Annotated in this window: 12 protein-coding genes; 4 read left to right on the forward strand and 8 right to left on the reverse strand. The window is 72.0% G+C overall.

The genetic code is table 11. From position 1 onward, the window contains the following. The first annotated feature begins 29 nt into the window (after nt 1-29). Nucleotides 30-2,657 (forward strand): peptidoglycan recognition protein, encoded by a 2,628-nt coding sequence (locus OGH68_RS21740; RefSeq protein WP_264246460.1) that lies wholly within the window; start codon nt 30-32, stop codon nt 2,655-2,657. Between the two features lie 171 nt (nt 2,658-2,828). Here OGH68_RS21740 and OGH68_RS21745 read toward each other — a convergent pair whose 3' ends face one another. Both OGH68_RS21745 and OGH68_RS21750 read right to left on the reverse strand, forming a co-directional pair. Then, on the reverse strand, nt 2,829-4,985 hold the full coding sequence (locus tag OGH68_RS21745; RefSeq protein ID WP_264246462.1) for a PIG-L family deacetylase: 2,157 nt from the start codon (nt 4,983-4,985) through the stop codon (nt 2,829-2,831). 259 nt (nt 4,986-5,244) lie between these two features. Next, nucleotides 5,245-6,492 carry an FG-GAP repeat protein gene (locus OGH68_RS21750; RefSeq protein WP_264246464.1) on the reverse strand — a complete coding sequence of 416 codons (1,248 nt, stop codon included), beginning with the start codon at nt 6,490-6,492 and terminating at the stop codon, nt 5,245-5,247. Here OGH68_RS21750 and OGH68_RS21755 point away from each other — a divergent pair. The 3 genes from OGH68_RS21755 (at nt 6,454) to OGH68_RS21765 (ending at nt 12,644) form a co-directional block, all read left to right on the forward strand. Continuing rightward, nucleotides 6,454-7,248 (forward strand): LamG-like jellyroll fold domain-containing protein, encoded by a 795-nt coding sequence (locus OGH68_RS21755; protein WP_264246465.1) that lies wholly within the window; start codon nt 6,454-6,456, stop codon nt 7,246-7,248. The genes OGH68_RS21750 and OGH68_RS21755 overlap by 39 nt on opposite strands. 84 nt (nt 7,249-7,332) lie before the next feature. Next, nucleotides 7,333-11,256: a hypothetical protein gene (locus tag OGH68_RS21760; RefSeq protein ID WP_264246468.1), complete on the forward strand. Its 3,924-nt coding sequence runs from the start codon at nt 7,333-7,335 to the stop codon at nt 11,254-11,256. Between the two features lie 260 nt (nt 11,257-11,516). Next, nucleotides 11,517-12,644, forward strand: a complete 1,128-nt coding sequence (locus OGH68_RS21765; RefSeq protein ID WP_264246469.1) for an LAETG motif-containing sortase-dependent surface protein — start codon at nt 11,517-11,519, stop codon at nt 12,642-12,644. Nucleotides 12,645-12,756: 112 nt separating this feature from the next. On the opposite strand, the gene OGH68_RS21770 is transcribed toward OGH68_RS21765, so the two are convergent. From OGH68_RS21770 to OGH68_RS21795, 6 genes are all read right to left on the reverse strand, one after another. Beyond that, nucleotides 12,757-14,574 (reverse strand): GMC family oxidoreductase, encoded by a 1,818-nt coding sequence (locus OGH68_RS21770; protein ID WP_264246471.1) that lies wholly within the window; start codon nt 14,572-14,574, stop codon nt 12,757-12,759. A gap of 56 nt (nt 14,575-14,630) precedes the next feature. Continuing rightward, nucleotides 14,631-16,253: a succinic semialdehyde dehydrogenase gene (locus OGH68_RS21775; RefSeq protein ID WP_264246473.1), complete on the reverse strand. Its 1,623-nt coding sequence runs from the start codon at nt 16,251-16,253 to the stop codon at nt 14,631-14,633. Between the two features lie 111 nt (nt 16,254-16,364). Further along, nucleotides 16,365-18,011, reverse strand: a complete 1,647-nt coding sequence (locus OGH68_RS21780; protein ID WP_264246475.1) for a serine/threonine-protein kinase — start codon at nt 18,009-18,011, stop codon at nt 16,365-16,367. 113 nt (nt 18,012-18,124) lie between these two features. Then, complete coding sequence (locus OGH68_RS21785; RefSeq protein WP_264246477.1) at nt 18,125-21,094, reverse strand: protein kinase; 2,970 nt, start codon at nt 21,092-21,094, stop codon at nt 18,125-18,127. A 128-nt stretch (nt 21,095-21,222) separates the two neighbouring features. Next, nucleotides 21,223-23,490, reverse strand: coding sequence for a serine/threonine-protein kinase (locus OGH68_RS21790; RefSeq protein ID WP_413471014.1), 2,268 nt, complete (start codon nt 23,488-23,490; stop codon nt 21,223-21,225). Between the two features lie 844 nt (nt 23,491-24,334). After that, nucleotides 24,335-26,041: a glycerol-3-phosphate dehydrogenase/oxidase gene (locus tag OGH68_RS21795; RefSeq protein WP_264246480.1), complete on the reverse strand. Its 1,707-nt coding sequence runs from the start codon at nt 26,039-26,041 to the stop codon at nt 24,335-24,337. Nucleotides 26,042-26,098: the final 57 nt, after the last annotated feature.

Raw genomic sequence — 26,098 nt, forward strand, 5'->3', positions numbered from 1 at the left:
GGGGTGGGGACAACTTGAGATTGGGACGAGTGCGCGGTACCGCAATCGCCGCGGCGCTCGGTGTCGTAGCGGTCCTGGGCGTCCAGGGCATCGCGGGCGGCTCCGAAGCAGAGACACAAGCGCAGAACAAGACGGGCGAGGCTCCGTCGGCATACAGCGCACGTGCCGACGAGACCGGCCCGGTCAAGAGCAAGGTGCACAAGCTCGCCCTCACGTCCAAGGGCCGTGGCGAGGCCACCCTGTCGCGGCGTACCACCGAGCCGTTCGGCATGCTCGGTGTGTCGTGGCCCGACCCGGACGCCGAGATCGAGGGCACGATCGAGGCCCGCGCCCGTGACTCGGAGACCGGTAAGTGGTCCGACTGGATCGAACTGGAGCCGTACCTGCCCGGCCTGGACGGCGAGCGTCCCGCGGAGCGCGGCTCGACCGAGCCCGTCTGGGTGGGACACTCCGACGGCGCCGAGGTGCGGGTGAGCGACGGGGCGGCCTCCGGCAAGCTGCCGTCCGGCCTTCGCCTCGACATGGTCGACCCGATCGCGGAGGACGGCGCGAAGCAGGCCGGAGACGACCTGAACGCCGAGCCGGCCGCCTTTGCCGCTGCCGCGGCCGAGCCGGGCCCGCCGTCCACCGTTCCGCAGCCGCCGGTCGTCACCCGGGCCGAGTGGGGCGCCGACGAGAGCCTCAACGACGAGGGCCCGATCTACCTGGAGAACGGCGTCATCAAGGCCGCCTTCGTGCACCACACCGCCACTGGCGAGTACTCCTGCACGGAGTCGGCGGCCATCGTCCGGTCGCTGCACGTTTACCACGTGAAGACCAACGGCTGGCGCGACCTGGGCTACAACTTCCTCGTCGACAAGTGCGGCACGATCTTCGAGGGCCGCCAGGGCGGCATCGACCAGCCCGTCCAGGGCGCGCACACCTACGGCTTCAACTCCGAGTCGACGGGCGTCTCCGTCATCGGCGACTACACGGACGTCGGCGCGTCCGACGCCGCGCAGACGTCGGTGGCGCGGATGGCCGCGTACAAGCTCGGCCAGTACGGGGGTGACCCGGCGGGCAAGACGATGCTGGTCGCCGGCGCCACGCAGACGAACTACCACGGGCAGCGTTTCACCGCCGGGCAGTCGTACGAGTTCGACCAGATCTCCGGTCACCGCGACGGCTTCAACACCCAGTGCCCGGGCATGAAGCTGTACCCGCAGCTGCCCACCATCCGCACGCTGGCCGCCGGTCCCGTGCAGAACCTCAAGGTGACCTCGGTGGGAGGTGGCGCCGTTGCGGTCGGCAGCGGTTACGAGAGCCCCGGGCCGGTCACCGTCAACTGGTCCACCACCACGCCCAGCTCGCTGATCTCCAGGTTCGAGCTGCTGGTCGACGGTGCGACGGCGGCGACCGTCGAGGGGAACGCGCGCAAGGCCACGGCGACGCTGACGCCCGGCACGCACCGGGTGTCGGTCAAGGCCGTGCACCAGTCCGGAAAGGCGACCTCCGTCACCGCGGCAACGGTGACGGTGCCCCACCCGAAGAGCTACTTCCCGGTGACGCCGAAGCGGCTGATGGACACCCGTATCGGTCTGGGTGTGCCGAAGGCGCCGGTCGGTGACGGCGGTGTCGTCACCCTCGACGTCGCAGGCGTCCAGGGCATCCCGGCCACCGGCGTCGGTGCGGTGGTGCTGAACGTGACGGCGACCCAGCCCACGGCCCCGCACAGCTATGTGTCGGTCTACCCCGACGGCACGGAGCGTACGAGCGCCTCCAGCCTCAACTTCGTGCAGGGCCAGACGAAGCCGAACCTGGTGATCGTGCCGCTCGTCAACGGCAAGGTGAACTTCTACAACCGGGACGGAACGGTCCACCTGATCGCCGACGTCACCGGCTACTACATGAGCGGTGCCGCCGCCGCAGACGGGGCGACGCACTTCCCGGTGACGCCGCAGCGGCTGATGGACACCCGTAGCGGTCTGGGTGTGCCGAAGGCGCCGGTCGGTGACGGTGGTGTCGTCACCCTCCAGGTCGCGGGTGTCCAGGACGTGCCGGCCGACGTCAGCGCGGTCGTGCTGAACGTGACGGCGACCCAGCCCACGGCTCCGCACAGCTATGTGGCGGTCTACCCGGACGGCACGGAGCGTACGAGCGCGTCCAGCCTCAACTTCGTGCAGGGCCAGACGACGCCGAACCTGGTGATCGTGCCGGTGGTCAACGGCAAGGTGAACTTCTACAACTGGGACGGAACGGTCCACCTGATCGCCGACGTCACCGGGTACTTCAGGGCGGGCGGCGAAGGCGCGTCTCACTACAACCTCACGCCGAAGCGGCTGATGGACACCCGTAGCGGTCTGGGTGTGCCGAAGGCGCCGGTCGGTGACGGCGGTGTCGTCACCCTCCAGGTCTCCGGCGTCCAGGGCGTCCCCGCGTCGGGTGTGACCGCGGTCGTGCTGAACGTGACGGCGACCCAGCCCACCGCCCCGCACAGCTACGCGGCGGTCTACCCGGACGGCACGGCGCGCACGAGCGCGTCCAGCCTGAACTATGTGCAGGGGGAGACCGTCCCCAACCTGGTGATCGTGCCGGTGGTCAACGGCAAGATCAACTTCTACAACTGGGACGGAACGGTCCACCTGATCGCGGACATCACGGGCTACTTCAGCAAGTGATGTGACGCGGGAGCTGTGAACGACACAGCGGGATGTTCCGGGGCCTCGCCCTGGAACATCCCGCTGCGTCGTTTCCGCGCCAGGTTTCTGGGTGGGGTTCTGCACCGGGGTCCGCGTGAGGATCCGCGTGAGGTTCTGCGTGAGGATCCGGGTGGGGTCCCGCGCCGGGTCTCATGACGGGTCTCGCATCGCGATCCGTGCGGGTGGCGCTGCCGGGTCCTGGCCCGCCGTGGCCGCCGCCGTGCCCGGAGACCAGTTCCACGGGTGGGCGTCCGGTCCCAGCCCCACGACCGTGGGCCCGACGGCGTCGACGTGCAGCGCCGGAGCGTCCAGGGACAGCGCGCCGGCGGTACGGGTCAGCAGCCGGCCGGCGTGGTGCAGCTGGATCCGGCCGTGCAGGTCCCGCCCGAGCAGAACGTGGCCCAGCGGCCCTGCGGCGTCCGGCCCGGCGGCTTCGGGCGCTGCGGCCGCGGTGAGCGGCCCGTACCCGTCGAAGCGGATGCCGGGGAGCCGCTCGCCGGCCGCCGTGTACCGGACCGCCTCGGGGGACGCACTGCCGCGCGAGTCCGTCGGCGACTCACGCCGCCACGGCGCCTCCGTCCGGTACAGCAGCTGCACGGAGCCGCCCGTTCCCGGACCCGCCAGCACGGCGGGCCGGTCCACGGCGGCCGGGAGCCGGCCGGCGGGGCGGTGGCGCAGCGGCTCGCCGGGTGCGTCCTGCGTCCAGTGGTGGACCGTGTCGTGCCCCGTACCGAAGACATGGACCCGGCCGGCGCCGTCCACCACGGCGGACAGACCGTCCTGGACCGCGGCGTCCCCGTCCAGCGCATGCCACGCGCCCCAGCCGCCGTCGGCGTCACGGACCCGGCTGCTCACGCCCTTGTCGGCGTTGCGCACGAACAGATGGACCCGCCCGTCGGGCGCGGCGACGGCGACCGGCACACCGATGCGCCGCCCACGGCTGTCCGAGCGCTCCGGGTTCCCCAGCCCCCGCCATGCGTGGAACCCCCCGCCCGGCGTGCGCTGCTCGAGCAGCACGATCTCCCGGGCGTTGCCCCCTCGGTGTCCGTTGAGTTCGGAGAACCGCAGTGCGAAGACGAGCCGTCGGCCGTCCGCCAGTGCCGCCGTTCCCAGCGTCGGCGCGAGCGGTCCGCCGCCGAGATCGTCCGGCTCGCCCCAGTTCCCGCTGCCCCGCTCGGTCTCCCGCCAGCGCACGGCACGCAGTCCCAGCACCCCGTAGGCGACGAGGCGGCCGTCCGGCTCGGTGGCGACGGCCGGTCGGGCGCCGGGATAGCGGTGGTGCGTCGACCGCACCCAGCCCTTCTTGTTGGTCAGGGGCCGGGTCCCGCCGACGTTGTAGTCGCCGCAGCCCCCGCTGTTGCCGCACTCCCAGTCCGGGTCGCCGCCGTAGGGGACGAGGTTCGCCGCCTTTCGCGCGATCACCCGCTGCGGCAGGTTCTTCGGCCAGTGCCGGTTGTAGTAGCCGCGGAAGGAGGTCGCGACGAAGGCCGGTATCCCGCCGCCGTCCTTGGTGCTCTCGGCGACCCAGCGCACCATGGCCGCCCAGCTGAAGCACGCCACGGCGGTGTGGTCGGCGTGGTCCGAGAAGCCGGGCTGCTCGCTGTCCCGCTTGCGGGTCGCCTCGTCGCTGAACTGGATGTCCGGATCGGGGTCGAGGGTGTGGATCACGGTCGGCCGGTACCGCTCCATCAAACCCACGAGGACGTCTATGAGGTCGTCGTAGTCGTAGCTGTCGGCCCGGCGGACGGGGGAGTCGTCGGCGATCGCCGTCCGTATGCTCAGCGCGCGGTCGTGCCAGAGACTGGGCAGGGCCGTCCAGCGGCGCGGGGCGTGCATCGACAGATTGATGAAGACCAGCTCGACGCGGCGGTTGCCGTGGGCGAGCGTGTTGATCTCCGCCCGCCGGTCGCCGCGCAGGGTGGCGACGCCCTTCTGCCACTGGGCGAACTTGTCCAGGCCGAGCAGGCTCGCGTACGCCTGGCGCAGGCCCTGGTGACGGGCGGAGGAGTAGGCGCCCTTGTCGGCGGGCTCGTCGTCCCGCCCCGGTATGTGGTTGATGCCGTTGTGCTCGCCGGCCGTGACGTAGACGCAGACCAGGGGGACACCCGAGTCCAGCATCAGCTGGGCGTCCGGGTTCATGAAGTACAGGTCGTCGTCCGGGTGGGCGAGTATCTGCATCAGTTGCGCGCGCCGCGAGGTGGTGATGTGCATCCCGGGAGCCGGATCGGCCACGGGGCCGGTGCGCCGGGGAGACGGTACGGAACACGACGTGAGCGCGGTGGAGGCGGCCGCAGCCAGAGCGGCCATGGCCGCGACGACGCTGCGCCGCCGGGGCCGGTTCGCGGCAGGGCTCCGCCCTGACACAGCTCTCTCGTTCACTTGTCCTGCTCCGTCCGCTTCCCCCCGCAGCGCACGGGCGTTCGCCCCCGTCTGCGTACCGTGAAACTGCCCAGGTCGCGGCCGGCCCGGTCGAGGCCGTGCGCCGCGATCAACTAGACGGCGGACGGGGGCCGCGGGTTGCCTGCGCGTTCGCTTCCTGTTCGAGTGGGTTTGCTCACGGGTGTGCTCACGGCCGCGGCAGCGTGACCCCGAAAGCGTCGCCGTTGGTGCCGGCCGCCCAGCCCATCGACTCCTCGGACAGCACGGTCGCGGACTCCAGCGTTCCCGGCCGCACCTTGACGACCGTCACCGTGCCGGGCCCGTTCCCCGGTGCGCCGATCAGGGCTTCGTCCCTGCCGTTGCCGTCGGTGTCCAGGGCTCCGACGGTCCAGCCGAAGTGGTCGTCCGTGGCGTTGATGCCGGGCACACCGGCAGTGTCCTGCTCGATCCACACGGCTCCGGAGGCGGAGATCCCGTTGTCCGTGCCGCCGAAAAGCACCAGGGATGCACCGGAGCCCGCAGCGGTGCCGAGTTTCTCGCTGCGCATACCAGCTACGAGGTCGTCGATGCCGTCGCCGTCGAAGTCGCCGGCTGCCAGGGACGAGGCGAAGTAGTCCTCGGTCTCCGGGGCGCCGGAGATGCCGGGGGTGTCCTGGTCGAAGACACCGACCCGGGCGGGGGACAGCCCCTGTGCGTCGGCGTACAGCACCGCCAGCCGTCCTGCCGCGCCGGAGTCACGGACCTTCTCGTCGGAAGCGCCGATGGCCACGTCGACGTACTCGTCGTCGTTGAAGCGGCCGACGGCCAGTGCACTGCCGGCGAACTCTCCTATGCCGTCGACGCGTCCGGCGTCGAGGTAGGCACTCGACGCGGGGGAGTCGTCGATCGGGCCGAACAGCACATGGACGGACCCGCGATCCGAACTGCCGGCTATCTGCTCGCCCATGGTGGCCACGACCAGGTCGCCGGTGCCATCGCCGTTGACGTCGCCGACGGCGAGTTGTTCCCCGAAGCGGTCCTCCGGCTCCGGTGTGCCAGGCACCTGAGGCGTTGTCTGGTCGATGTAGTGCGTGGCGGCGGCGGAGAGGCCATCGGCGGAGCCGAGCATCACCTTGACGGTGCCGGCATTGCTGGCGCCGCCGGCATGGTCGAGGGGCTGTCCGACTGCCAGATCGTCGTAACCGTCGTTGTTGAGGTCGCCCGCCGCCAGCGAGTACGCAAAGATCTCGTCCCACCCGACCGCGCCCGGATAGCTCGCGGTGTCCTCGGTGTAGATGTTCGTTCGGGTGCCGTGGATGCCGCCGGACGTTCCGTAGTGGACCGACAGCAGGCCGGCCCCCTGGGTGGCACGGACGGCAAGCTGCGCGGTGAGTTCTGGAACGGCTCGCCCACCCCCGTGACCACGTCCCAGCCCGTCAACGACGGTGCCTGGCACCACGCTGCCCTGACCGCCGCAGGCAACACACAGACGCTCTACCTCGACGGCGCCGAGGTCGGCACCATCACCGGGGAGATCACCCAGTACGACCAGCGCTTCGTCTACCTCGGAGCGGGCTACTGGCGAAGCTGGCCCGCGGTCTCGGGCGACATCGGCCATTTCACCGGCGACATCGACGAGGCGGCTGTCTACGCACGCCCGCTCGGTGCCCGCACCGTGGCACAGCACCATGCGTCCGGTTCCGCCGCCCAGCAGCTCACCCAGGTGACGCTGCCCAGCGACCGGATCCACTCCGAAGTGCAGTACGACACCGCGCACGACCGGGTGTCGTCCTACACCGACGCCAATGGCGGCACCTACCTGCTCTCCGGCCACAAGTTGACCGACGCCGAAGGCAAACCCGCCACCGACGACCAGGAAGCGGTGCCCGCCGACCCGTCGGCCACCGTGACGGTCACCGACCCGGCCCAGCGCACCTCAGCTACCGCTACGACCCGCTCCAGGGCAACCGGCTCATCGCCCAGACCGACGCCGCAGGCAACACCGCCCACTTCGGATACGACACCGGGGGCTTCCTCGCCACGACGACCGGTCCTGACGGTACGGTCACCCGACTCGGTCACGACAAGCGCGGCAACAAGATCTCCCAGACCACCTGTCGGGACGCCGACGACGAAGCGAGCTGCCACACCCGGTACTTCGAGTACTTCCTCAATGAGGCCGACCCGCTCGACCCGCGCAACGACCAGCTGATCGCCGAACGCGATGCCCGCTCGTCGAGCGCGACGGACAACACCTACCGGCACCGCCTACGGTTACAGCGCCGCGGGCGACCGAGTGTCCACCACCACCCCGGCCACCGCGGACTTCCCCGACGGCCGCTCGGTGCGCCACACCTTCACGGCCGGCACCGAGACCGCGATCGGCGGCGGGACCGTCCCTGCCGGACTCCTGGCGACGACCACCGATACCAAGGGCGGCACGACCACACGGGCCTACACCGCCGCGGGCGACCTCGCCCGGGTGACCGATCCAGCCGGACTGGTCACCGAGTACACGTACGACGCGCTGGGCCGCCAGACCGGCAGCTCGGTGAAGTCCGATGCTCACCCCGAGGGAGTCACCGGCACCACCGTCTACGACGGTGAATCACGCCCGCTCACTGTCACCGGCCCGGTGGTCACCGACCATGTCACCGGTGACACGCACCAGGCGAGAACCACCTACACGTACGACGCCGACGGCCGCCCGCTGAGCGAGGCCGTGTCCGACGAGGCCGGCGACGACGCCACCCGCACGACCAGGCGGGCCTACGACTCGCACGGCCGGCTCGTCACCGTCACCGACCCGGCGGGGAGGATCGAGTCGTACGCCTACGACGCCCACGGCCACCAGACCTCCCGCACCCTCCCCGGTGACCGCACGTTCCGCTACGCCTATACGGCCCTCGGCCACCTCGCCGAGGTCACCTTCACCGGCTTCACGGGTGATCCGAACAGCCCGACGGCACCCAGCGACGTGGTGCTCGACTCCTACGCGTACGACCCCGCAGGGCGCCTCGCGGAGCACACCGACGCAATGGGCCGCACCACTCGGCACACCTACTACGACGACGGACTGCCCGCCCGCGAGATCCTCGCGGGATTCCACGATCCGGACGGCACCACCCGCGACCTGGTCCTGAGTGAGCGCCACTACGACGCGGCCGGAAACCTCGTGAAGGAGACCACCGGCAACGGCTCGGTTACCGCGACGCACGACGTCGACGCCGCCGGGCGTGTGACCGCAGAGGTCCTCGACCCGGCCGGGCTGGCACGCCGCACCGCCTACACCTACGACGCCGCAGGCGCGGTGATCTCCGAGACCCGCACAGGCGCCGGAGGCAGCCGCACCGAGAAGGTCACCTACCAGCGCGACGTGACGGGAGCCGTCACCCGGCAGACCGTCGAGAACGGTGCCGACGACGTCGTCACCACCTGGGACGTCGACGACCGCGGTCTGGTCCTCTCGGAGACCTCCCCGCGCGGAAATGTCACCGGCGCCGATCCGGCCGCTCACACCACCCACCATGTCTATGACGTCCTCGGACGTCTGGTGGAGACCCGTGCGCCGCCGGTGATTGTGGAGACGCAGCAGAACGGCGCGGCCTCGGCCCGCCCGACCAGCCGCGTCGGTTACAACACCTTCGGCGAGACCACGTCGGCGAAGAGTCCGAACGGGCACACCGCCCGTACGTCGTACGACGACCTCGGCCGCCTCCTCACCACCACTCTGCCCGCCTACACCCCGCCGGGCAGCAGCACTCCGCTGGCCGCCACCACCAGCCGCACCTATGACGCGGCCGGCAACCTGGCGACGGAGACGGACGCCCTGGGCGGTGTCACCACCTACACGTACGACCAGTTCGGCAACCTGGCCAAGGCCACCGGCCCCGCGCCGTCCGAGGGCGCTGCCGCTCCGGTCAGCACCTTCACGTACGACCTGCTGGGCGAGCAGCTCTCGGCCACCGGCTCGACAGGCTCCCGCACGGAGGCGACGTACGACGACCTCGGCCGGCAGATCACCTCGACCGTCTTCGAACGCCACCCGGCCGCCGGTGTGTTCACGACGACGCTGACGTACGACGACCGCGGCAACCTGGTCTCGTCGACCAGCCCCACCGGCATCACGACGGCGGGCTCCTTCAACGCGGCCGGCCAGCCGACCGCGACCACAGACGCTGCCGGGAAGAAGACCACCTACTCCTACGGCCCCACCGGACTGACCGACTCGGTCGCCACCCCGCAGGGCCGCACGACTCGCACTGCCCACGACCTCGCGGGCCGCGTCACGTCGGTCACCGACACCGACCCCGCCGGCACGGTGCTGCGCAGCCGGGCCTCCGCCTACGACGCGGAGGGCAACCCGGTCGAGGTGACCGACGAACTCGGCCACACCGTCCGCCAGTCGTACGATGCCGTCGGCCGGCTGACGAAGCTGGTGGAGCCGGTCGACGCCGACACGTCGATCACCACCACCTTCGGCTACGACGCCGAGGGCAACCGCACCCGGCTCACCGACGGACGAGGCAACACCACCTGGACCACGTTCACCAGCCACGGTCTGCCCGAGTCTGTCGTCGAACCGGCCACGACTGCCCACCCGGGCGCGGCGGACCGCACCTACACCACGGTCTACGACATCGCCGGCCGACCGGTGAAGGAGATCCAGCCGGGCGGCGTCACCCAGCAGCGAACGTTCGACGCCCTGGGCCGCATCACCGAGGTCAGCGGTGCGGGCGCGGAGGCACCCACCACCCCGGACGTCTTCGGCTACGACCTGGCCGGCCGTGTCACCTCGGTGAACGCACCCGGCGGCACCAACACCTACACCTACGACGACCGCAGGAACCTGCTCTCCTCGTCCGGCCCGTCCGGCACGGCGACGTTCCGCTACGACGAGGAAGGCCGGCTGACCGGGCGTACGGACGCGGCGGGCGACGCGACGTTCGGCTACGACAGTGCGGGCCGGCTCAGCACGGCCGCCGACCCGCTGACCGGTACGACGCAGACGTACGGCTACGACGCCGCCTCCCGCCTGAGTTCCATCGGCTACGGCTCCTCCGGCGCGACCCGGTCCCTCGCCTACGACGTCCTGGACCAGCTCGCCGCCGACACTCTCAAGGCACCGGACGGCACAACCACGGCGTCCGTCGGCTACAGCTACGACGACGCGGGCCGCCTCACGGGCAAGACCACCAGCGGTACAGCGGGCGCGGGAGAACAGAGCTACGCCTACGACTGGGCGGGCCGGCTCACGGGATGGACCGCGCAGGACGGCACGACCACGGCGTACACGTGGGACGCGTCCGGCAACCGGGCCGGTGCGGGCGACGTCACCGCCACGTACGACGAGCGCAACAGGCTGCTCACGGCGGGCGACGTCTCCTACACCCATTCGGCCCGCGGCACCCGGACCGGCAGCAGCGGCCCGGGCGGTGCCACCACCAGCGCGGCGTTCGACGCCCACGGCCGGATGGTCAGCAGTGACGGCACGGCCTACGCCTATGACGGCCTGGGCCGCCTGGTCAAGCAGGGCACGTCGGTTCTGAAGTACGCGGACCAGTCCAACAACCTGGTCAGCGGCAGTGGCCGTCTCGTCCTCCGCGGCCCCCACGGCGAGGCGGCGCTGGCGAGCGCGGCTGATGACGGCAGCGGCGCGGCGGCGGTCCTGTCCGACCAGCACGGTGATGTGACGGGCGCCTTCGCCCCGTCCACGGGTGCGCTGTCCCGCTCCTCGGCGTACTCGCCCTTCGGCGAGGTCACCGAGAGCACGGGAGCGGTCGGAGTCCTCGGCTACCAGGGCGAGTTCACCGACCCGACCACCGGCCGGGTCAACATGCACGTCCGAGGGCAGTTCGACCTCGGCGAAGCCCTCGAGTGCGGTGGCGTCGATGGTGATCGAGTAGCCCTCGGACGGGATCGGAGCCGGGTTCGGCTCGACGTCCGGGTCGTAGGTGCCCGGCCCCTCCACCCTGATCTCCACGTTGTGCTCGGTGGGATCGACGTTGCCGCCGCTCAGCGACAGGTCGAGCTTGTCCGTCCCCTTGATGGTGACGGGCACCGGGGCTTCCTCGGCGTGCGCGGTTCCTGTGACCCCCACGGCGGCGACCGCCGCGGCAGCCAGGCCGGCGAGTGCCGTCCGGCGCCACGTGGAACGGGCGGAGACGCGTCTGATGTCCACTCTCACTTCCTCCGGTACAACGGGAGCCACTTGGGGTGACACCTCGCACATGTGACCTCGCGGTCGCGGGGAACGTTGCACGATCGCCGATCACGGATTCGTCTCGGTCCGGCCGCGGACGCAGGGCGTGGCGCAGGTCACATGAGGATCCTGTGAATTCGCGTGCAACCAATCACCCTGGTCACAGGTCATGCATGCGTAACAACGACCTCCCGTGTTCGCACCCACGGTGGTGCCGGGGGTCGCACACCAGCCTTCGTGCCGCCTTCGGGCGGCACCCAGACTTCACTGAGGTCTCAATGAAGCTTCGCCGCGCCTTGGCCGTCGCTGCCGCGACTGCCGTCATCGCACCCGCCACCTTCCTGGCGGCGCCGGCTGCGTACGCGACGATCAGCAGCACCCCGATCGCATCCGAGACGGACACCGACAACCCGGGCACCGAAGACCCGGAGGGCGAGAAGTCCGAGGCCACGACCCCGGACACGACGACGCCGGACTCGACGGTCCAGGACGGCGACAAGCCCGACGCCACCACGCCGGACGACACCACGGACGGCGACACCACGACCCCGGACGACACCACGGACGGCGACGAGCCCGACACCACGACCCCGGACGACACCAAGGACGGCGACAAGCCGGACACCACCCCGGACGACGACGACAAGCCGGACACGGAGACTCCCGGCGATGAGGACCCCGAGGAGGAGTTCCCGCCGTACTGCGAGGAGCTGGACGAGAACTTCGAGGAGAAGGCACTCGGCCTCAAGCTCTCCGGACTGCCTGCCAAGATCGTCGCCGGCAGCGGCTGGGAGGACTTCAACCTCACCATCACCAACAACTCGAAGGCCGACCTCAAGGAGGTCGCCTTCTACGCCGAGGTCGAGAACTACGAGCTCGACGAGGACAAGTGGCTCAGCAAGCACGTCGAGCTGCAGTTCCGCCTTCCCGGCACCGACCAGTGGGAGCGGATCGGCAACGAGACGTACGCCGGTGACTACTTCTGGGGCGTCGAGACCATGAAGTCCCAGGACTTCGTGAAGATCGACCTGCGTGTCAGCATCGCCAAGGAAGCGCCTGCCGGTGACAGCTACGCCATCGGTTCCGGCGGCTACCTGGGCGACGTCGAGGGCCAGGAGTGCATCGCGGAGAGCGCGGGCGCCTGGGCGGACTTCACCGTCCTGAAGCCGGGCTCCTCGAACGAGAACCCGGGCGAGGCGAAGCCGGGCGAGGGCAAGCCGGAGGACAAGGGTCCCGACCCGAAGCCGCAGGGCGGCGTGAAGGAGCTCCCGGTCACCGGCAACCTCGCCGAGACCGGTTCCGACTCGAGCCTGCCCGTCATCGGCGCGGTCGGCGGTGTCGCCATCCTCGCCGGTGCCGGCGCGGTCTTCGCCATGAAGCGCCGCCGTGGTGACGCCACCGCGTAACCGCTGACGTCCGGCGCCCACGGGCGCCGGACCCCGTGAGCCACAAAGGCCGCTGCACTCGGAGGGGGGTGCAGCGGCCTTCGTGCGTCCGGAGCCCGGAGCCCGGGCCGGGTCACTTCTTCGGCGGGACCGCCGGCATGCCCAGGAACGGAAGCTTCAGCGCGCCGAACGCCCTCTCCGGGACCGCCGGGGACTTCGGCGCGACCGGGGACAGCCGCCGGTACTCCGCGCCCTGCGCCGGCCGCGGGTCGTCCTCGCCGTTGTTGGGCCAGAAGGACATCGCCCGCTCCGCCTGGGCCGTGATGGTCAGCGACGGGTTGACGCCCAGGTTCGCCGAGACCGCGGCCCCGTCCACGACCGAGATGCCGGGGTGGCCGTACAGCCGGTGGTACGGGTCGATGACGCCGGACTGCGGCGAGTCGCCGATCGGGCAGCCGCCGAGGAAGTGCGCGGTGAGCGGGGTGCCCATCAGTTCGCCGATGTTGGAGCCCGCGAAGCCGTTGATCTCCTCGGCGAGCAGCGAGGCCGCGCGCGTGGCCTCGGGGATCTGGGTCGGGTTCGGCGCGCCGTGCCCCTGGCGGGCGGTGAGCAGGCCCTTCCCGACGCCCTTCGGCTTGCGGTACGTGGTCAGCGAGTTGTCGAGGGACTGCATGACGAGGCCGATGATCGTCCGCTCCGACCAGCGCCGGTTGGAGAGCGCGCGCACCGCGAGCCACGGGTGCTTCGCCATGTTGCCGAGCCAGCCGGCGACCCGGCCCTTGACGCGGTAGGGCACCTGGAGGACGGTGAGGCCGCCCATCGCGTTCGAGCCCTTGCCGTAGCGGACGGGCTCGATGTGGGTGTTCTCGTCGGGGTGGATGGACGAGGTGATGGCGACGCCCCGCGTGAAGTCGACACGCTCCGCGCCGTGGCGCTTGCGGTAGCGCCGGTTGTCGGTCTGCGCGCCGACGAGGCCCTCGGAGTTGGTGCGGGTCAGCTCGCCGAGCCGTGCGGAAAGCCGCGGCAGCAGTCCGGCGTCCTTCATCCGGTGCAGCAGCGTCTGCGTGCCGTACGTACCGGCGGCGATGACGACGCGGCGGGCGGTGAACGTACGGCCCTTGCCCTTGCGCCGGTTGTCGCTCGGCAGGGTCTTGACGGCGAAGCCGCCCCGGGAGTCCTCGGTGACGGCGACGACGGACGTCATCGGGTGGACGACGGCGCCCGCCTTCTCCGCGAGGTACAGATAGTTCTCGTTGAGGGTGTTCTTCGCGCCGTGCCGGCAGCCCGTCATGCACTCGCCGCACTCGCTGCACGCCTTGCGGGAGGGGCCGACGCCTCCGAAGTAGGGGTCGGCGACCTCCTCGCCGGGCCTGGCCCTCACCGTGCCGTCGGCGTCGTCGCCGTCGCCGAAGAACACGCCGACGGGCGCCATGTGGAAGCTGTCGCCGACGCCCATCGCCTCCGCGGTCGCCTTCAGATGGACGTCGGAGGGGGTCATCGTCGGGTTGAGCCGCACACCGAGCATGCGCCGCGCCTGGTCGTAGTACGGCTTCAGCTCGTCCTGCCAGTCGGTGATGTCCTTCCACTGCGGGTCGTTGAAGAACGGCGCGGGCGGTACGTAGAGGGTGTTGGCGTAGTTGAGCGAACCGCCGCCGACGCCCGCTCCGGCCAGCACCATCACGTTGCCGAGCAGATGGATGCGCTGGATGCCGAAGAGGCCGAGGGCGGGTGCCCAGAGGTAGTTGCGCAGGTCCCAGGAGTTCTTCGGCAGCGAGTCGCGGGTGAAGCGCCGGCCGGCCTCGAGCACGCCGACCCGGTAGCCCTTCTCGGTGAGGCGCAGTGCCGAGACGGAGCCGCCGAAGCCGGAGCCCACGACGAGCACGTCGTAGTCGTACGCGACGCCGGCGCCCGCGTCAGCGTCCTGGTTTCGCGCAGGGGGTACCTCGGCCATGGCTCTCCTCGTGAAATGTGCGGGGCGTCCGGGGACGGGGGCGGCGGGTTCGGGGTTCAGCGCAGGCGCAGGGCCTTCATCGCCCTGAGGCTGACGCTCATGAAGGCCGCGTACTTCTCGTCGTCCATGCCGAACGACGGGGCCAGCGGCAGCAGCCGCTGCTGGGCCACGGTCTGGGCCTCCGTGTACTTGAGGATGCCCTCGGAGCCGTGGCGCCGGCCGAGGCCGGAGTCCTTCATGCCGCCCATCGGGGCCTGGACGCTGCCGTACGCGGGTGCGTAGCCCTCGTTGATGTTGACGGTGCCGGTGCGCAGCCTGGCGGCGACGGCGTGGCCGCGCCGGGCGTCCTTGGTCCAGACGCTGGAGTTGAGGCCGTACGGGGTGGCGTTGGCGCGGGCGATGACCTCGTCCTCGTCGGTGAAGCGGTAGACGGAGACGACCGGGCCGAAGGTCTCCTCCGTGCACACGGCCATCGGCGCCTCGACGCCGTCGAGGATGGTGGGCTCGTAGAAGAGCGGGCCGATGTCGGGGCGGGCGACGCCGCCCGCGACGAGCTTGGCGCCCTTGGCGACGGCCTCCTCGACGTGGCGGGTGACGGTCTCGAGCTGACGCTCGCCCACGAGGCAGCCCATGTCGGCGCCGTAGGCCAGGGAGTTGCCGAGTCGCATGGCCTTCGTGCGGGCGGCGAACCGCTCGATGAAGCCGTCGGCGATCGACTCGTGCACGTAGAGCCGCTCGATGGAGATGCACAGCTGGCCGGCGGAGGAGAAGCAGGCGCGCACGGCTCCGGCGGCGGCCTTCTCCACGTCGGCGTCGTGGAGCACCAGCATGGCGTTCTTGCCGCCGAGTTCGAGCGAGACGCCGACCAGGCGGGCGGCGGCGCCCTGCGCCACCTCGCGGCCCGTGCGGGTGGAGCCGGTGAAGGAGACGTAGTCGGCGTGCTTGACGACCTCGGGGCCGACGACCGGGCCGTCACCGAGGACGACCTGGAACACCTCCGCGGGCAGGCCGGCCTCGATGAGCAGGTCACGCGCCCACAGGGCGGTGAGCGCCGTCTCGGTGTCGGGCTTCATGACGACGGCGTTGCCGGTGACGAAGGCCGGCAGCGCGTCGCCGACGGACAGCTCCAGCGGGTAGTTCCAGGGCGCGATCTGTCCCACGACCCCGCGTGGGTGGCGCAGTTCGGTCGTCCTGGTGAGGACGGGGACCACGCCGGTGTGCCGCCTGGCCTTGAGGTACGAGGGTGCCTTGCGCCCGTAGTGGCGGGCGGCGACGGCGACGGCCTGCACCTCCTCGTGCGCGTGCAGCCGGGCCTTGCCGGTCTCGAGCTGAATGAGGTCGAGCACTTCGGCCTGGCGTGCGAGGACCAGGTCGTGGAAGCGCAGCAGGACGGCCGCGCGGGCCCGGACCGGGGTGGCGGCCCACGCGGTCTGCGCGGCGCGGGCGCGTTCGAAGGCCGCGGCCACGTCCTCGGGCGTCGACTCGGGCAGTTCGGCCAGCCGGTCGCCGGTGAACGGCGTGTGGTTGGCGGTACGGCCGGAGCCGGCGACGCCCTTGGTCAGCCGGGCGACCACGTCCGGGGTCACCACGTCGGCGGCGGTGCGCGCGCCGGCCGGGGCGGCGGCGGTCGGATTGGTGCCCGGGGCGGTGGCGGTGGCGGTGGCCTGCGAGTCCGTCATGGGGGCGAGAGTAGGCGTAGCGAAGCACTTTGGGTACCCGTCGGTAACACCTTTTCACCAGGTGTGCACGACCATGCCAGCGATCACTGGCACATAAGCCCTGATCAGGGGCTACTCACCGCTCGGAGGCCGCCATCCGCGCAACATGATGTCGAACTGCTCACGCGTCGTCGTCCAGTCCTGCGCGGGGCCCGACATGTAGAGGGCGTACTCCGTGCCGTCGTCCTCGTAGTACATCTGGTCGATCGCCCGCCGCGGGCCGGGGTGCTCGGTGCGCTCGGTCCAGGTGAACTCCCAGAGCGCGGAGAGCATCTGGTCCCGGAAGGTGTTGGGGTGCAGCTGCACCCGCCGGTAGTCCGGCAGCCGCTTCTCAAGATTCTTCTGCATGTCGAGCATGTGCATGTACGGGTTCTCGTGGTCGGGCGCCGGATCGATGCTGATACGGATGCGGTGCCGGCCGTTGTCCGGCGTGTAGTCGATCTGGTTGCCGTCCGTCTGACGCCGCCAGCCTTCGGGCACCCAGAGGCCGAAGCCCTCCGGGTCCTCGACGCGTTCCCAGCCCTTCGGGAGCCCGGACCGGTCCTCCGCCTCAGGGGTCTTCTCGGGCTCGCCCGCCGACCGGGTCCCACCACCCCCGCCGTCCCTGCCCGCGTACTGCGTCGCCAGGCCCGCTCCCCCGCCGACCACGGCCGCCAGGACCATGACGATCAGCGCGGTGCGTATCCGCCCGCCGCGACGCCTCGCGGCGGGCCCGGCCGCAGGTGCCGTGCCGGATTCCCCCGCATAGGGCTCCGACGCGGTACCGGACCCCGGTGCCGTACGCAACTCCGGTGCCCTGCGGGACTCGTGTGCCGCAGCGTGCTGGGCCATCCGCTGCGTCGGCACGCGCATCGGATGACGCATCGGCTCCGTGGCGTCCGGCGCACGTCCTTCCATGGCCCCGGTCAGCATCCGCTCGGCCTCGGCCGCGGAGGGGCGCGCGGCCGGGTCCTTGCGCAGCAGCGCCAGGATCACCGGACCGAGCCGCCCCGCCCGCACCGGAGCCGGCGGCTCCTCGTCCACCACGGCCTGCATGGTCGACAGCGGCGACGAACGCCGGAAGGGGGACGTCCCCTCCACCGCGGTGTACAACGTCGCACCCAGCGACCACAGATCGGAGGCGGGCCCCGGGTCATGACCCCGGACGCGCTCGGGCGCGAGATAGTCGATCGAACCGACGATCTCGCCCGTCCTGGTGATCGTCGCGTCGCCCTCGATGGCCGCGATCCCGAAGTCCGTTATCAGCGCCCGGCCGTCCCTGCCCAGCAGCACGTTGGCGGGCTTGATGTCCCGGTGCAGCACCCCGGCCGCGTGCGCGGCACCCAGCGCCCGCAGGACGTCGAGACCGATCCGCGCCGCCTCCCGCTCGTCGATCCGCCCCGGTTCCTTGGCGGCGTCCGCGAGTGAGGGCCCGTCCACGTACTGCATGACGATCCAGGGCCTGGCGTCGTGCTCCAGCACGTCGTGGACGGTGACGACTCCCGGGTGGCTGATGCGCGCGGCAGCCCGCGCCTCTTTCTGGGTACGGGCGTGCAGCACGGCCCGGTCGGCCTCCGACACGTACAGCCCCGCCGTCAACTCCTTGACAGCGACCACTCTGTGCAACACCTCGTCATGGGCGCGCCACACCTTGCCCATGCCGCCACGTCCGATGGCCTCGCCCAGCCGATAGCGTCCGGCGAGCAGCAGACCGGCGTCCGCACTTCGAGTTTCTTCCACGTACCCCGTCCCGTTCCTTGGAATGACAGGTTACGGAGGGGAAGCACGGCCATGGAACCTCGCACGCCTCAAGTGACCGCACTGTAATGCGCGTTCTGTGCGCGGCTGCACACTCAGCGGGTGGCACGGTAACTGCCAGTGGCCTGCTCGAAGATCTCGGTCACCTTGTCACGCTCCGCCTCGGGCCCGATCACCTGGACCACGTGGTAGACACCGTCCACGGCGAGCGCGAGGTTGCGCACGTACACCTCACGGCCGTTGCCGTCCTGCCACGTGAACTGGCCCTCGGCCATGGACCGTCCACCGACCTCGATACGGCGCAGCCCGCTCGCACTGGCCCACGACGAGTCACGGAAGGGCTGCAGTTCCGGCTCCTTGTCCCGCTGATAGGCCAGCGGGTCGTCGCCGTTCTGCCGCACGGTGTCCCGGCCGGGGACCACGATCAACGTGAAATCGCCCCCGGTGTAGCGGACTTGGCCGACGTCGTTGATCGGCCGGCGCTGCCACGACCGGTCGACGGCGATCCGGAAGCCCTCCGGGTCGTCGCGGAGCACATACCCCTCGGGGAGCTCGCCGGCCGGGGCGGAGGTCTGCGGCTGCTGCGAGCCGGGGGTGCCGCCGGCCGTGGGCGCGGAACCGCCCTCGCCGCCCGTACGGCCGGGGCTCGGCCCGGTACCCGACGGCTGCGCGCCCGCGTTCTGCCCCTGCTGCGGCGGCTGTTGCTCGTCGGACTTCGGCATGAACAGCACCGCGTACGCGATCGCGGCCACCAGGGCGAGCAGGATCAGCAGCAGGAGCGTACGCCCGAGCGCACGCGGCGCGCGCCCCGTGTTCCCGTACGACGTCCGGTACGACGTGTCGCGGGGCGGCACCTCGTACGGCTCCTCGTACGCGCGTACCGGTGGGACGGCTTCGGCACGCGCCCCCTCCCGGACCCGGCCCCGCTCGCGCCCCTTGGCCTTCTTGTGGCGGTGGCGGCCGTGCGCCGTGTCCGCCGCGCCCCGCCGGCGTCTGCGGACCAGTTCGCCCCGCCGGCGCACGATCGGCAGCCGTGATCCGTCGACCACACCGGCGGGCAGCGGCACGACGTCCGTACCGGCCTCCGGCTCGGGAGCCGACCGCACCAGCGAGCGCAGCCAGCCGCGCAGCTCCTCGAAGTCCGGGCGCTCCGTGGGGTCCTGACGCAGCAGCGACTCGACGACCGGCCGCAGCGGGCCGCACTCCTCCGCGAAGGCGGGCGGCTCCGCGCAGACCAGCTGGACCAGCTCGGCCGCGCTGTCCTCCGGATACGGCGCGTGCCCCTGTACGGCCCGGTACAGCAGCGCCCCCAGCGCCCACAGGTCGGTGGCCGGGCCGACCGGTGCGGCCAGCTGCCAGTTCTCGTGCACGGGGCCGGCCTGCTCGGGCGCCCACCGCTCGGTGACGGCACCGACGACGGTGATCCGCGCCTGGCGGGCGCGCTCTGCCGCCAGCGGGGTGGAGGGGCCGCTGTACGCGGGCGCCCTGGTGCCGGCGACGGCGTCGTCCCAGCTGCCGGCGGGTGCTTCGCCGCCCGTCGCGGGACGGCGCTGCGCATCGGCGCGCATGGCGTCGCCACCGCGGTGCCAGCTGCCACCGGCCACGCTTTCGTTCCGCGCCGACGGAAGGGCGGGGCGCACCCCGCCCGAATACCTGCCGCCGGTGCCTCCAGGACCCGCCGGGCCGCTGTCGGCACGCGCGACGGGCGACACCGGCCGGACGCCGCGCTCGCTGTCCGCACGGCGGACGCCGTAGGGGTCGTCGCGGTACGGGTCATGGTCACGCGGACCCGGCAGGGCGGGGCGGGCGGCGATGCCGCGGGGGCCGCCGCCTGCCACGGGCAGCGAACCGGGCCCCTCGCGGCCGGGGAACGGCTCGTCGTGCCAGATGCCCGCCAGCCTGGCCCGCCCGGGGCCTTCCTGGTCCGGATCGGCCCCGGGTGCGGTCCGGTCGGACCCGCCGTCGATGCGATACACGTCGTCACGGCCGTACCGGCCGCCGTGGTCGTACTCGTCGTGGGTGCCGCGGGCGTATCGGCCGTCGCGGCCCGTGCCTGCCGCGCCGCCCGCGCCGTCCGCGCCGGGGAGGGAGCCCTCGAAACCGGGCTCCTCGAAGTCCGCGTCGTCGTCCTCGTCCCGGAGACCGAGCCCGAGCAGACCGCGGCGTCCCTCGTCGGGCCGGCGCGCCCACCAGTCGGGGTCGAGGCCGTCCTGTTCCAGGGCCTCATGGCGTCGCACCGCGTCGGCGTCCTCCGCGTGGCGCCGGTCCTCGCCCGTTCGCGCCCCGGCCCGCGCCCCGGCGCGGTACGCCGCGATCGCGCCGGCCCGGGCGGCGCGCACGTCCGGCACTCCGGCCGCCGGGCCGCCGCCGTCGGGCTCGCTCACATCGTCGGCGACGGCGTGGTCGTCACCGGACTCGCCCCCGAACGCGCCCTCCGGCTCCGTGTCCGCCTCGGGTTCCGGCACGGGCGCGTACCCGCACAGCGCCTCCTCCGCCGCGCCGGACGCCAGCCCCGTGAGCACGATGCGTCCGTCGTCGCAGACGAGCACCGTACGGACGGTGATGTTGCGGTGGGTCCAGCCGTGCGCGTGCAGGACGCGCAGCGCGGTCAGCACGTCGGAGGCGACTTCGGCGGCCCGGTAGGGGCTGAGGGGCTTCTCCGCGAGCAGCGCGGCGAGCGGCCGGGCCGCGACCCGTTCGCTCACTATCCACAGCGAGCCGTCCTCGGCGAACACGTCGAAGACCTGGTCCAGCCGGGGATGGTCGGGGATCTGCGCGGCCGCCTGCGCCGCCTCGACGGCACGCCGCACCGCCGGGTCCGTGGGCCGCCGTGTCGTGCCGCCCCTGCCACCGCCCCGGGCCTGCCGGGGCACGGCGGCCCCGGCGAGACCGTCCCCGTCGACCACCTCCGCGTCCACGATCTCGGGCAACGGCACCTGCCGCACCAGGACTTCGTGCCCGCTGTAGGTGTCGAACGCGCGGGTCTCCGTGAACTCGTACGCGTCGGAGGGCGGCAACGGCAGGCGGTAGCGGTCGGCGAGCACCCTGCCCGCATAGTCGTCCACGACGCCTCCCCACCAGCGCGCTGTCCACGGCCGGAACCGGAACCACGCACGAAGCCGTCAATTCCGGTCACTCAGCGGCCCCTTGTGGCTGCGTACCGTCCGCGACCTCTCACGATACGTGCCCTCGGTCAGTCCTTGGGGCTGAACGTGGCGAACGCCGTCTCACGCAGCGTCCTGCACGCCTCGCCGTCCCACTCGCTCGCCTTGCACGTGACCATGATCGAATATCCGCGCTTCGCGTCGACCTTGAAGCCCCTGTTGAGGATACGTACCCGCTCGCCGCCCTCGTTGCGCTCGAACCTCCAGTCCGCGACGGTCGGATAGCCGTTGTACTCGACCGGGCCTATGCCGAGGTGCTTGTAGCCGTTGCTCGTGGCGCTCACACCGGCGACGGCTGCCGCCCACGCGGCCGCCGCGTCGTCCTTCGGGCTGTTGTTGAAGTCCACCTGGACCCGCGGAGTACCGCCGTCGACGCTGAACTTGCCGCCCGAGTTCTGGCCCGCCACACCAGTGAGCCTGAAGTTCTTGGGCATGGCCATGGTGAAGTGCCAGCGGTCGTTGGAGACCATCACGTATCCGGCAGGCAGCGTGTCCCCGCCCACCGGGTCGTCACCCTTCGGTTCGCCCGACGGGGTGCTGTCGGGCGTGCCGGAGCTCCCGCCCCGGTCGTCCTTGCCGGTGTCGTCACCACCGTTGTCGGGGCTCGCGTCGCTGCCCGTACCGCCGGTGGCCTTGTCCTCCCCGCCGCCTCCGTCGGCGCCGGCGGAGGCGGCCGTGTCGTTCTTGCCCTTCCCCTGGTTCGCCGGGTCGTCGTCACCGCCGAGGGCGAAGACGAGCACCGTGGACAGCACGACGAGCACGGCGACGACCGCGATGATCACCAGCGTGCGGCGCGGCACCACGTCGGTCAGCGGGGCCCGCACGGGTGCGGGCCTGCGGGCAGGAGCGTCCGGAGCGGGCTGCTGCCTCGTCTCCGCCTTCACGGCGGCGGCCGCGTTGCGCACGGAACGGAGCGCGCCGCGCAGCCGGTCGGACGCGGGGTCCTTCGGAGCGGCAGGCGCCGCGGGCGGCTCAGGCGGTACGGAGGGCAGACGTATGGCGCGGGTCGCCTCGGGCGACGGCTCGGGGACCGCGAGCGGCACGGGCGCTTCCGGCGCGTTCACCACCTGGGTCAGCAGGGCACGGGCGCCGGCGTCGTCCAGCCGCTGGGCGGGGTCCTTGGCGAGCAGGCCGTAGATGACCTCCTCCAAGGGGCCCGCGTTCTTCGGCGGGTCGAGCGGCTCGGTCATCACGGCGGTCAGCGTCGCGATCGCCGAGCCCTTGTCGTACGGCGGGCAGCCCTCGACGCTCGCGTAGAGCAGACCACCGAGCGACCACAGGTCCGCCGCCGGACCGGGCCTGTGACCACGGGCGCGCTCGGGCGAGATGTACGACGGAGCGCCGACGAGCATGCCCGTCGAGGTGATCGACGGGTCTCCTTCGACCTGCGCGATTCCGAAGTCGGTGAGCACGACACGGCCGTCGCGGCCGATGAGCACGTTGGACGGCTTCACGTCGCGGTGCAGAATGCCCTCGCGGTGCGCGGAACGCAGCACGTCGAGGATCGCCAGGCCCACCTCGGCGGCTCGGCGGGGCGTGAGGACGCCGTCCTCCCGGACGACCTCGGCGAGGGACTTGCCCTCGACGAGCTCCATGACGATCCACGGGCGGTCGTCCTCGTCGACGACGTCGTAGACGGTCACGGCGCTGTTGTTGCGGATACGGGCGATCGCCTTGGCCTCGCGCAGGGTGCGCGTGATCAGCCGGCGCTTCTCCTCGTCGTCGATGCTGCCCGGGAAGCGCAGCTCCTTGACGGCGACGGTACGCCCGAGGGTCTCGTCGACCGCGCGCCACACCGTGCCCATGCCACCGCGTCCGAGGACGCCGCCGAGGCGGTAGCGCCCGGCGAGCAACCGCCCTTCGGTGCCCGTGGCGCCGCGCCCCTTGGTCCCGGTCGTGGCGGCGGCCCCGGAGGCCGCGCGTCCGGCACCGGCCGGCTGGTCCGCCTCGGCGGGCTTCGCCCCGGCCATCCCTGCGCCCCGGCCGTCGGCGGCCGGCTTCTCGGCGGGTGCCGCAGCGGAGGACTCCGCCCCCGGCCTCTTCGCGTCGTCCTTCGGGGCCACGTCCTTGCCCGGTGCCGCCACGGCGTCCGGCGCGTCCGAGGCCGAGACTCCGTGAGCCTCGGCGCCCTGAGCCTTGACCCCCTGGCTCTCCGTCACGTTCCCTTCGAAGGCGGGCTGCTCGTCGTCGCGCTCCGTCGTGCTCCGGCCGTCGTCGGCCTGGGCACCGGCTGCGCCGGCGGCCCCGTCACGGCCCTGTGTGTCCGACGCACCGGACTCCGGAGCATCCTCGGCCACGTCCGCGTCCTTGCTCTCGCGCGCCGCCTTCAGGGCCGAGGCGGAGGCGGCCGGACCCGAGGCTGCCCCTCCCGAGCCGGAACCGGCGCCCCCACCGGCGGAGCCGGCTTCCGCGCCGGCGGCAGAACCCGCATCCCCGCCGGCGTAGCCGGCCCCCCGCTGGGGCTCCCGCGACTGCTCAGCCTCCGACATGCGTCCCCTCTGCGATCCCTGATCTTCGCCCGCGCCTGCCGCTCTCCGCGCGATGCGGTAACCCGCCCTGGAAGAGCGCCCATTGTCTCTCACTCCGGGACCGGTACGTCCTCCGGGTCCATCCTGTGGCACAAGGGACACGCATGGGTGGGCCACCCATCACACCGTCACCCGGCGTGAAACCCACCCCTGTACTGGTCGGAGCCCTGGCCCGTTCACCCAACGGGCCCCGTCCCGGGCGGGTTTCGGCCGTATCGCGGCCGGCGAAGACCGTCCCGCCCGCCCGCGCTGGGGGACGCCGACGCGACCTCCCGAGCGCGGGACCGGCCCGATTCGCGGCACCCGGGCCCCACGCGAGCTCACGGGACCGGCCCACGTCGCGGGACCGGCCGACCCGATACGTGCGGCCCCGGCCGACGTTTCCGCCCATCACCCAAGTCAGGGGAGCCGAGCCGGACTCGGGCCCACGCCTCGGGCCGGCCCGAGGCGTGAGGGAGCCGGCCCACGTCGTGGGAAGCCCCCGGGCCCCGGCGACGCCCCGCCACGGTGCAGAGCGGCACGCTCAAAGCGCCACGGTCCGGGGCGGCGCGGTCCGGGGCGGCGCGGCCCAGAACGGCACGCTACGGCGTGGAACGTTCGGAGCCGGCACGCTTCACAGCGGCACGATCTCCGGCGCTCCCAGCCGGGCCGCGTCCGCCGTCAGGTCGTCCGGCTGGCGCTGCGATTCCCGCTCCGCCTCGACCCGCTTCACGTAGTGCTCGACCTCCTTCTCGATCTGCGCCTTCTCCCAGCCGAGGACGGGAGCCATCAACTCGGCGCACTCGCGTGCGCTGCGCGTCCCCCGGTCGAACGTCTCGATCGAGATACGGGTGCGCCGCGTCAGTACGTCGTCCAGGTGGCGGGCTCCCTCGTGCGACGCGGCGTAGACGATCTCGGCCCGCAGATAGTCGTCCGCGCCGCCGATCGGGTCGCCGAGTGTGGGATCCTCGGCGACGAGGGCGAGCAGTTCCTCCGTCAGCGCGCCGTAGCGGTTCAACAGGTGCTCGACGCGCACCACGTGAAGGCCCGTCCGCGCGGCGATCCTCGCCCTCGCGTTCCACAGGGCGCGGTACCCCTCGGCCCCGAGCAGGGGCGTGTCCTCGGTGACGCACGCGGCCACCCGCTGGTCCAGGCCGTGCACCGCCGCGTCCACGGCGTCCTTCGCCATCACCCGGTACGTCGTGTACTTGCCGCCGGCCACGACCACGAGGCCCGGCACGGGGTGCGCCACCGTGTGCTCACGCGACAGTTTGCTCGTCGCGTCCGACTCGCCGGCGAGCAGCGGTCGCAGCCCCGCGTACACCCCTTGGACGTCGTCCCGGGTGAGCGGCACGGCCAGCACCGCGTTGACGTGCTCCAGCAGATAGTCGATGTCGGCGCTGGAGGCGGCCGGGTGTGCCTTGTCGAGGTCCCAGCCGGTGTCCGTCGTACCGACGATCCAGTGCCGTCCCCACGGGATGACGAACAGCACGGACTTCTCGGTCCGCAGGATCAGGCCGGTCGTGGAGTGGATGCGGTCCTTGGGCACGACCAGATGGATGCCCTTGGACGCCCGGACGTGGAACTGCCCGCGCTCCCCGATCAGCGCCTGGGTGTCGTCCGTCCACACCCCCGTGGCGTTGACGATCTGCCGGGCCCGGATCTCGTACTCGCCGCCGGCCTCGACGTCGCGCACGCGGGCCCCGACGACCCGCTCGCCCTCGCGCAGGAAGCCGACCACCCGGGCGCGGCTGGCGACTTGCGCGCCGTAGCTCGCGGCCGTACGCACCAGGGTCGTCACGAAGCGGGCGTCGTCCATCTGGGCGTCGTAGTACTGCAGGGCGCCGACCAGGGCGTCCTTCTTCAACGCGGGCGCGACCCGCAGTGCGCGCCGCCGCGAGAGGTGGCGGTGGACGGGCAGGCCCCGCCCGTGGCCCGAGGACACGGACATCGCGTCGTACAGCGCGACGCCCGAGCCCGCGTACAGCCGCTCCCAGCCCTTGTGCTGGAGCGGATAGAGGAACGGCACCGGCTTGACCAGATGCGGGGCCAGCCGCTCCAGCAGCAGTCCGCGCTCCTTGAGCGCCTCTCTGACCAGGGTGAAGTCGAGCATCTCCAGATAGCGCAGGCCACCGTGGATCAGCTTGCTCGACCTGCTGGAGGTGCCCGACGCCCAGTCGCGCGCCTCCACCAGACCGGTGAGAAGTCCTCGTGTCGCGGAATCGAGGGCAGTGCCGGCTCCGACCACGCCGGCGCCCACCACCAGCACGTCCAGTTCCCGCTCGGCCATCCCGGCGAGCGCTGCGGCGCGCTCCGCGGGTCCCAGTGTCGCTGTCCTCACTGCTGCCTCCCGTCGCCCCCGTGCGTTTCCTGCGGTCGGTCTCACAACGTCGAACTC

Origin of the sequence: Streptomyces peucetius (assembly GCF_025854275.1) — a bacterium.
Taxonomy (GTDB): domain Bacteria; phylum Actinomycetota; class Actinomycetes; order Streptomycetales; family Streptomycetaceae; genus Streptomyces; species Streptomyces peucetius_A.

Coding starts and splice junctions, on each gene's coding strand:
- OGH68_RS21770 (WP_264246471.1), bottom strand. CDS start 14,574: ATGGCCGAGGTACCCCCTGCGCGAAACCAGGACGCTGACGCGGGCGCC.
- OGH68_RS21745 (WP_264246462.1), bottom strand. CDS start 4,985: ATGGCCGCTCTGGCTGCGGCCGCCTCCACCGCGCTCACGTCGTGTTCC.
- OGH68_RS21765 (WP_264246469.1), top strand. CDS start 11,517: ATGAAGCTTCGCCGCGCCTTGGCCGTCGCTGCCGCGACTGCCGTCATC.
- OGH68_RS21775 (WP_264246473.1), bottom strand. CDS start 16,253: ATGACGGACTCGCAGGCCACCGCCACCGCCACCGCCCCGGGCACCAAT.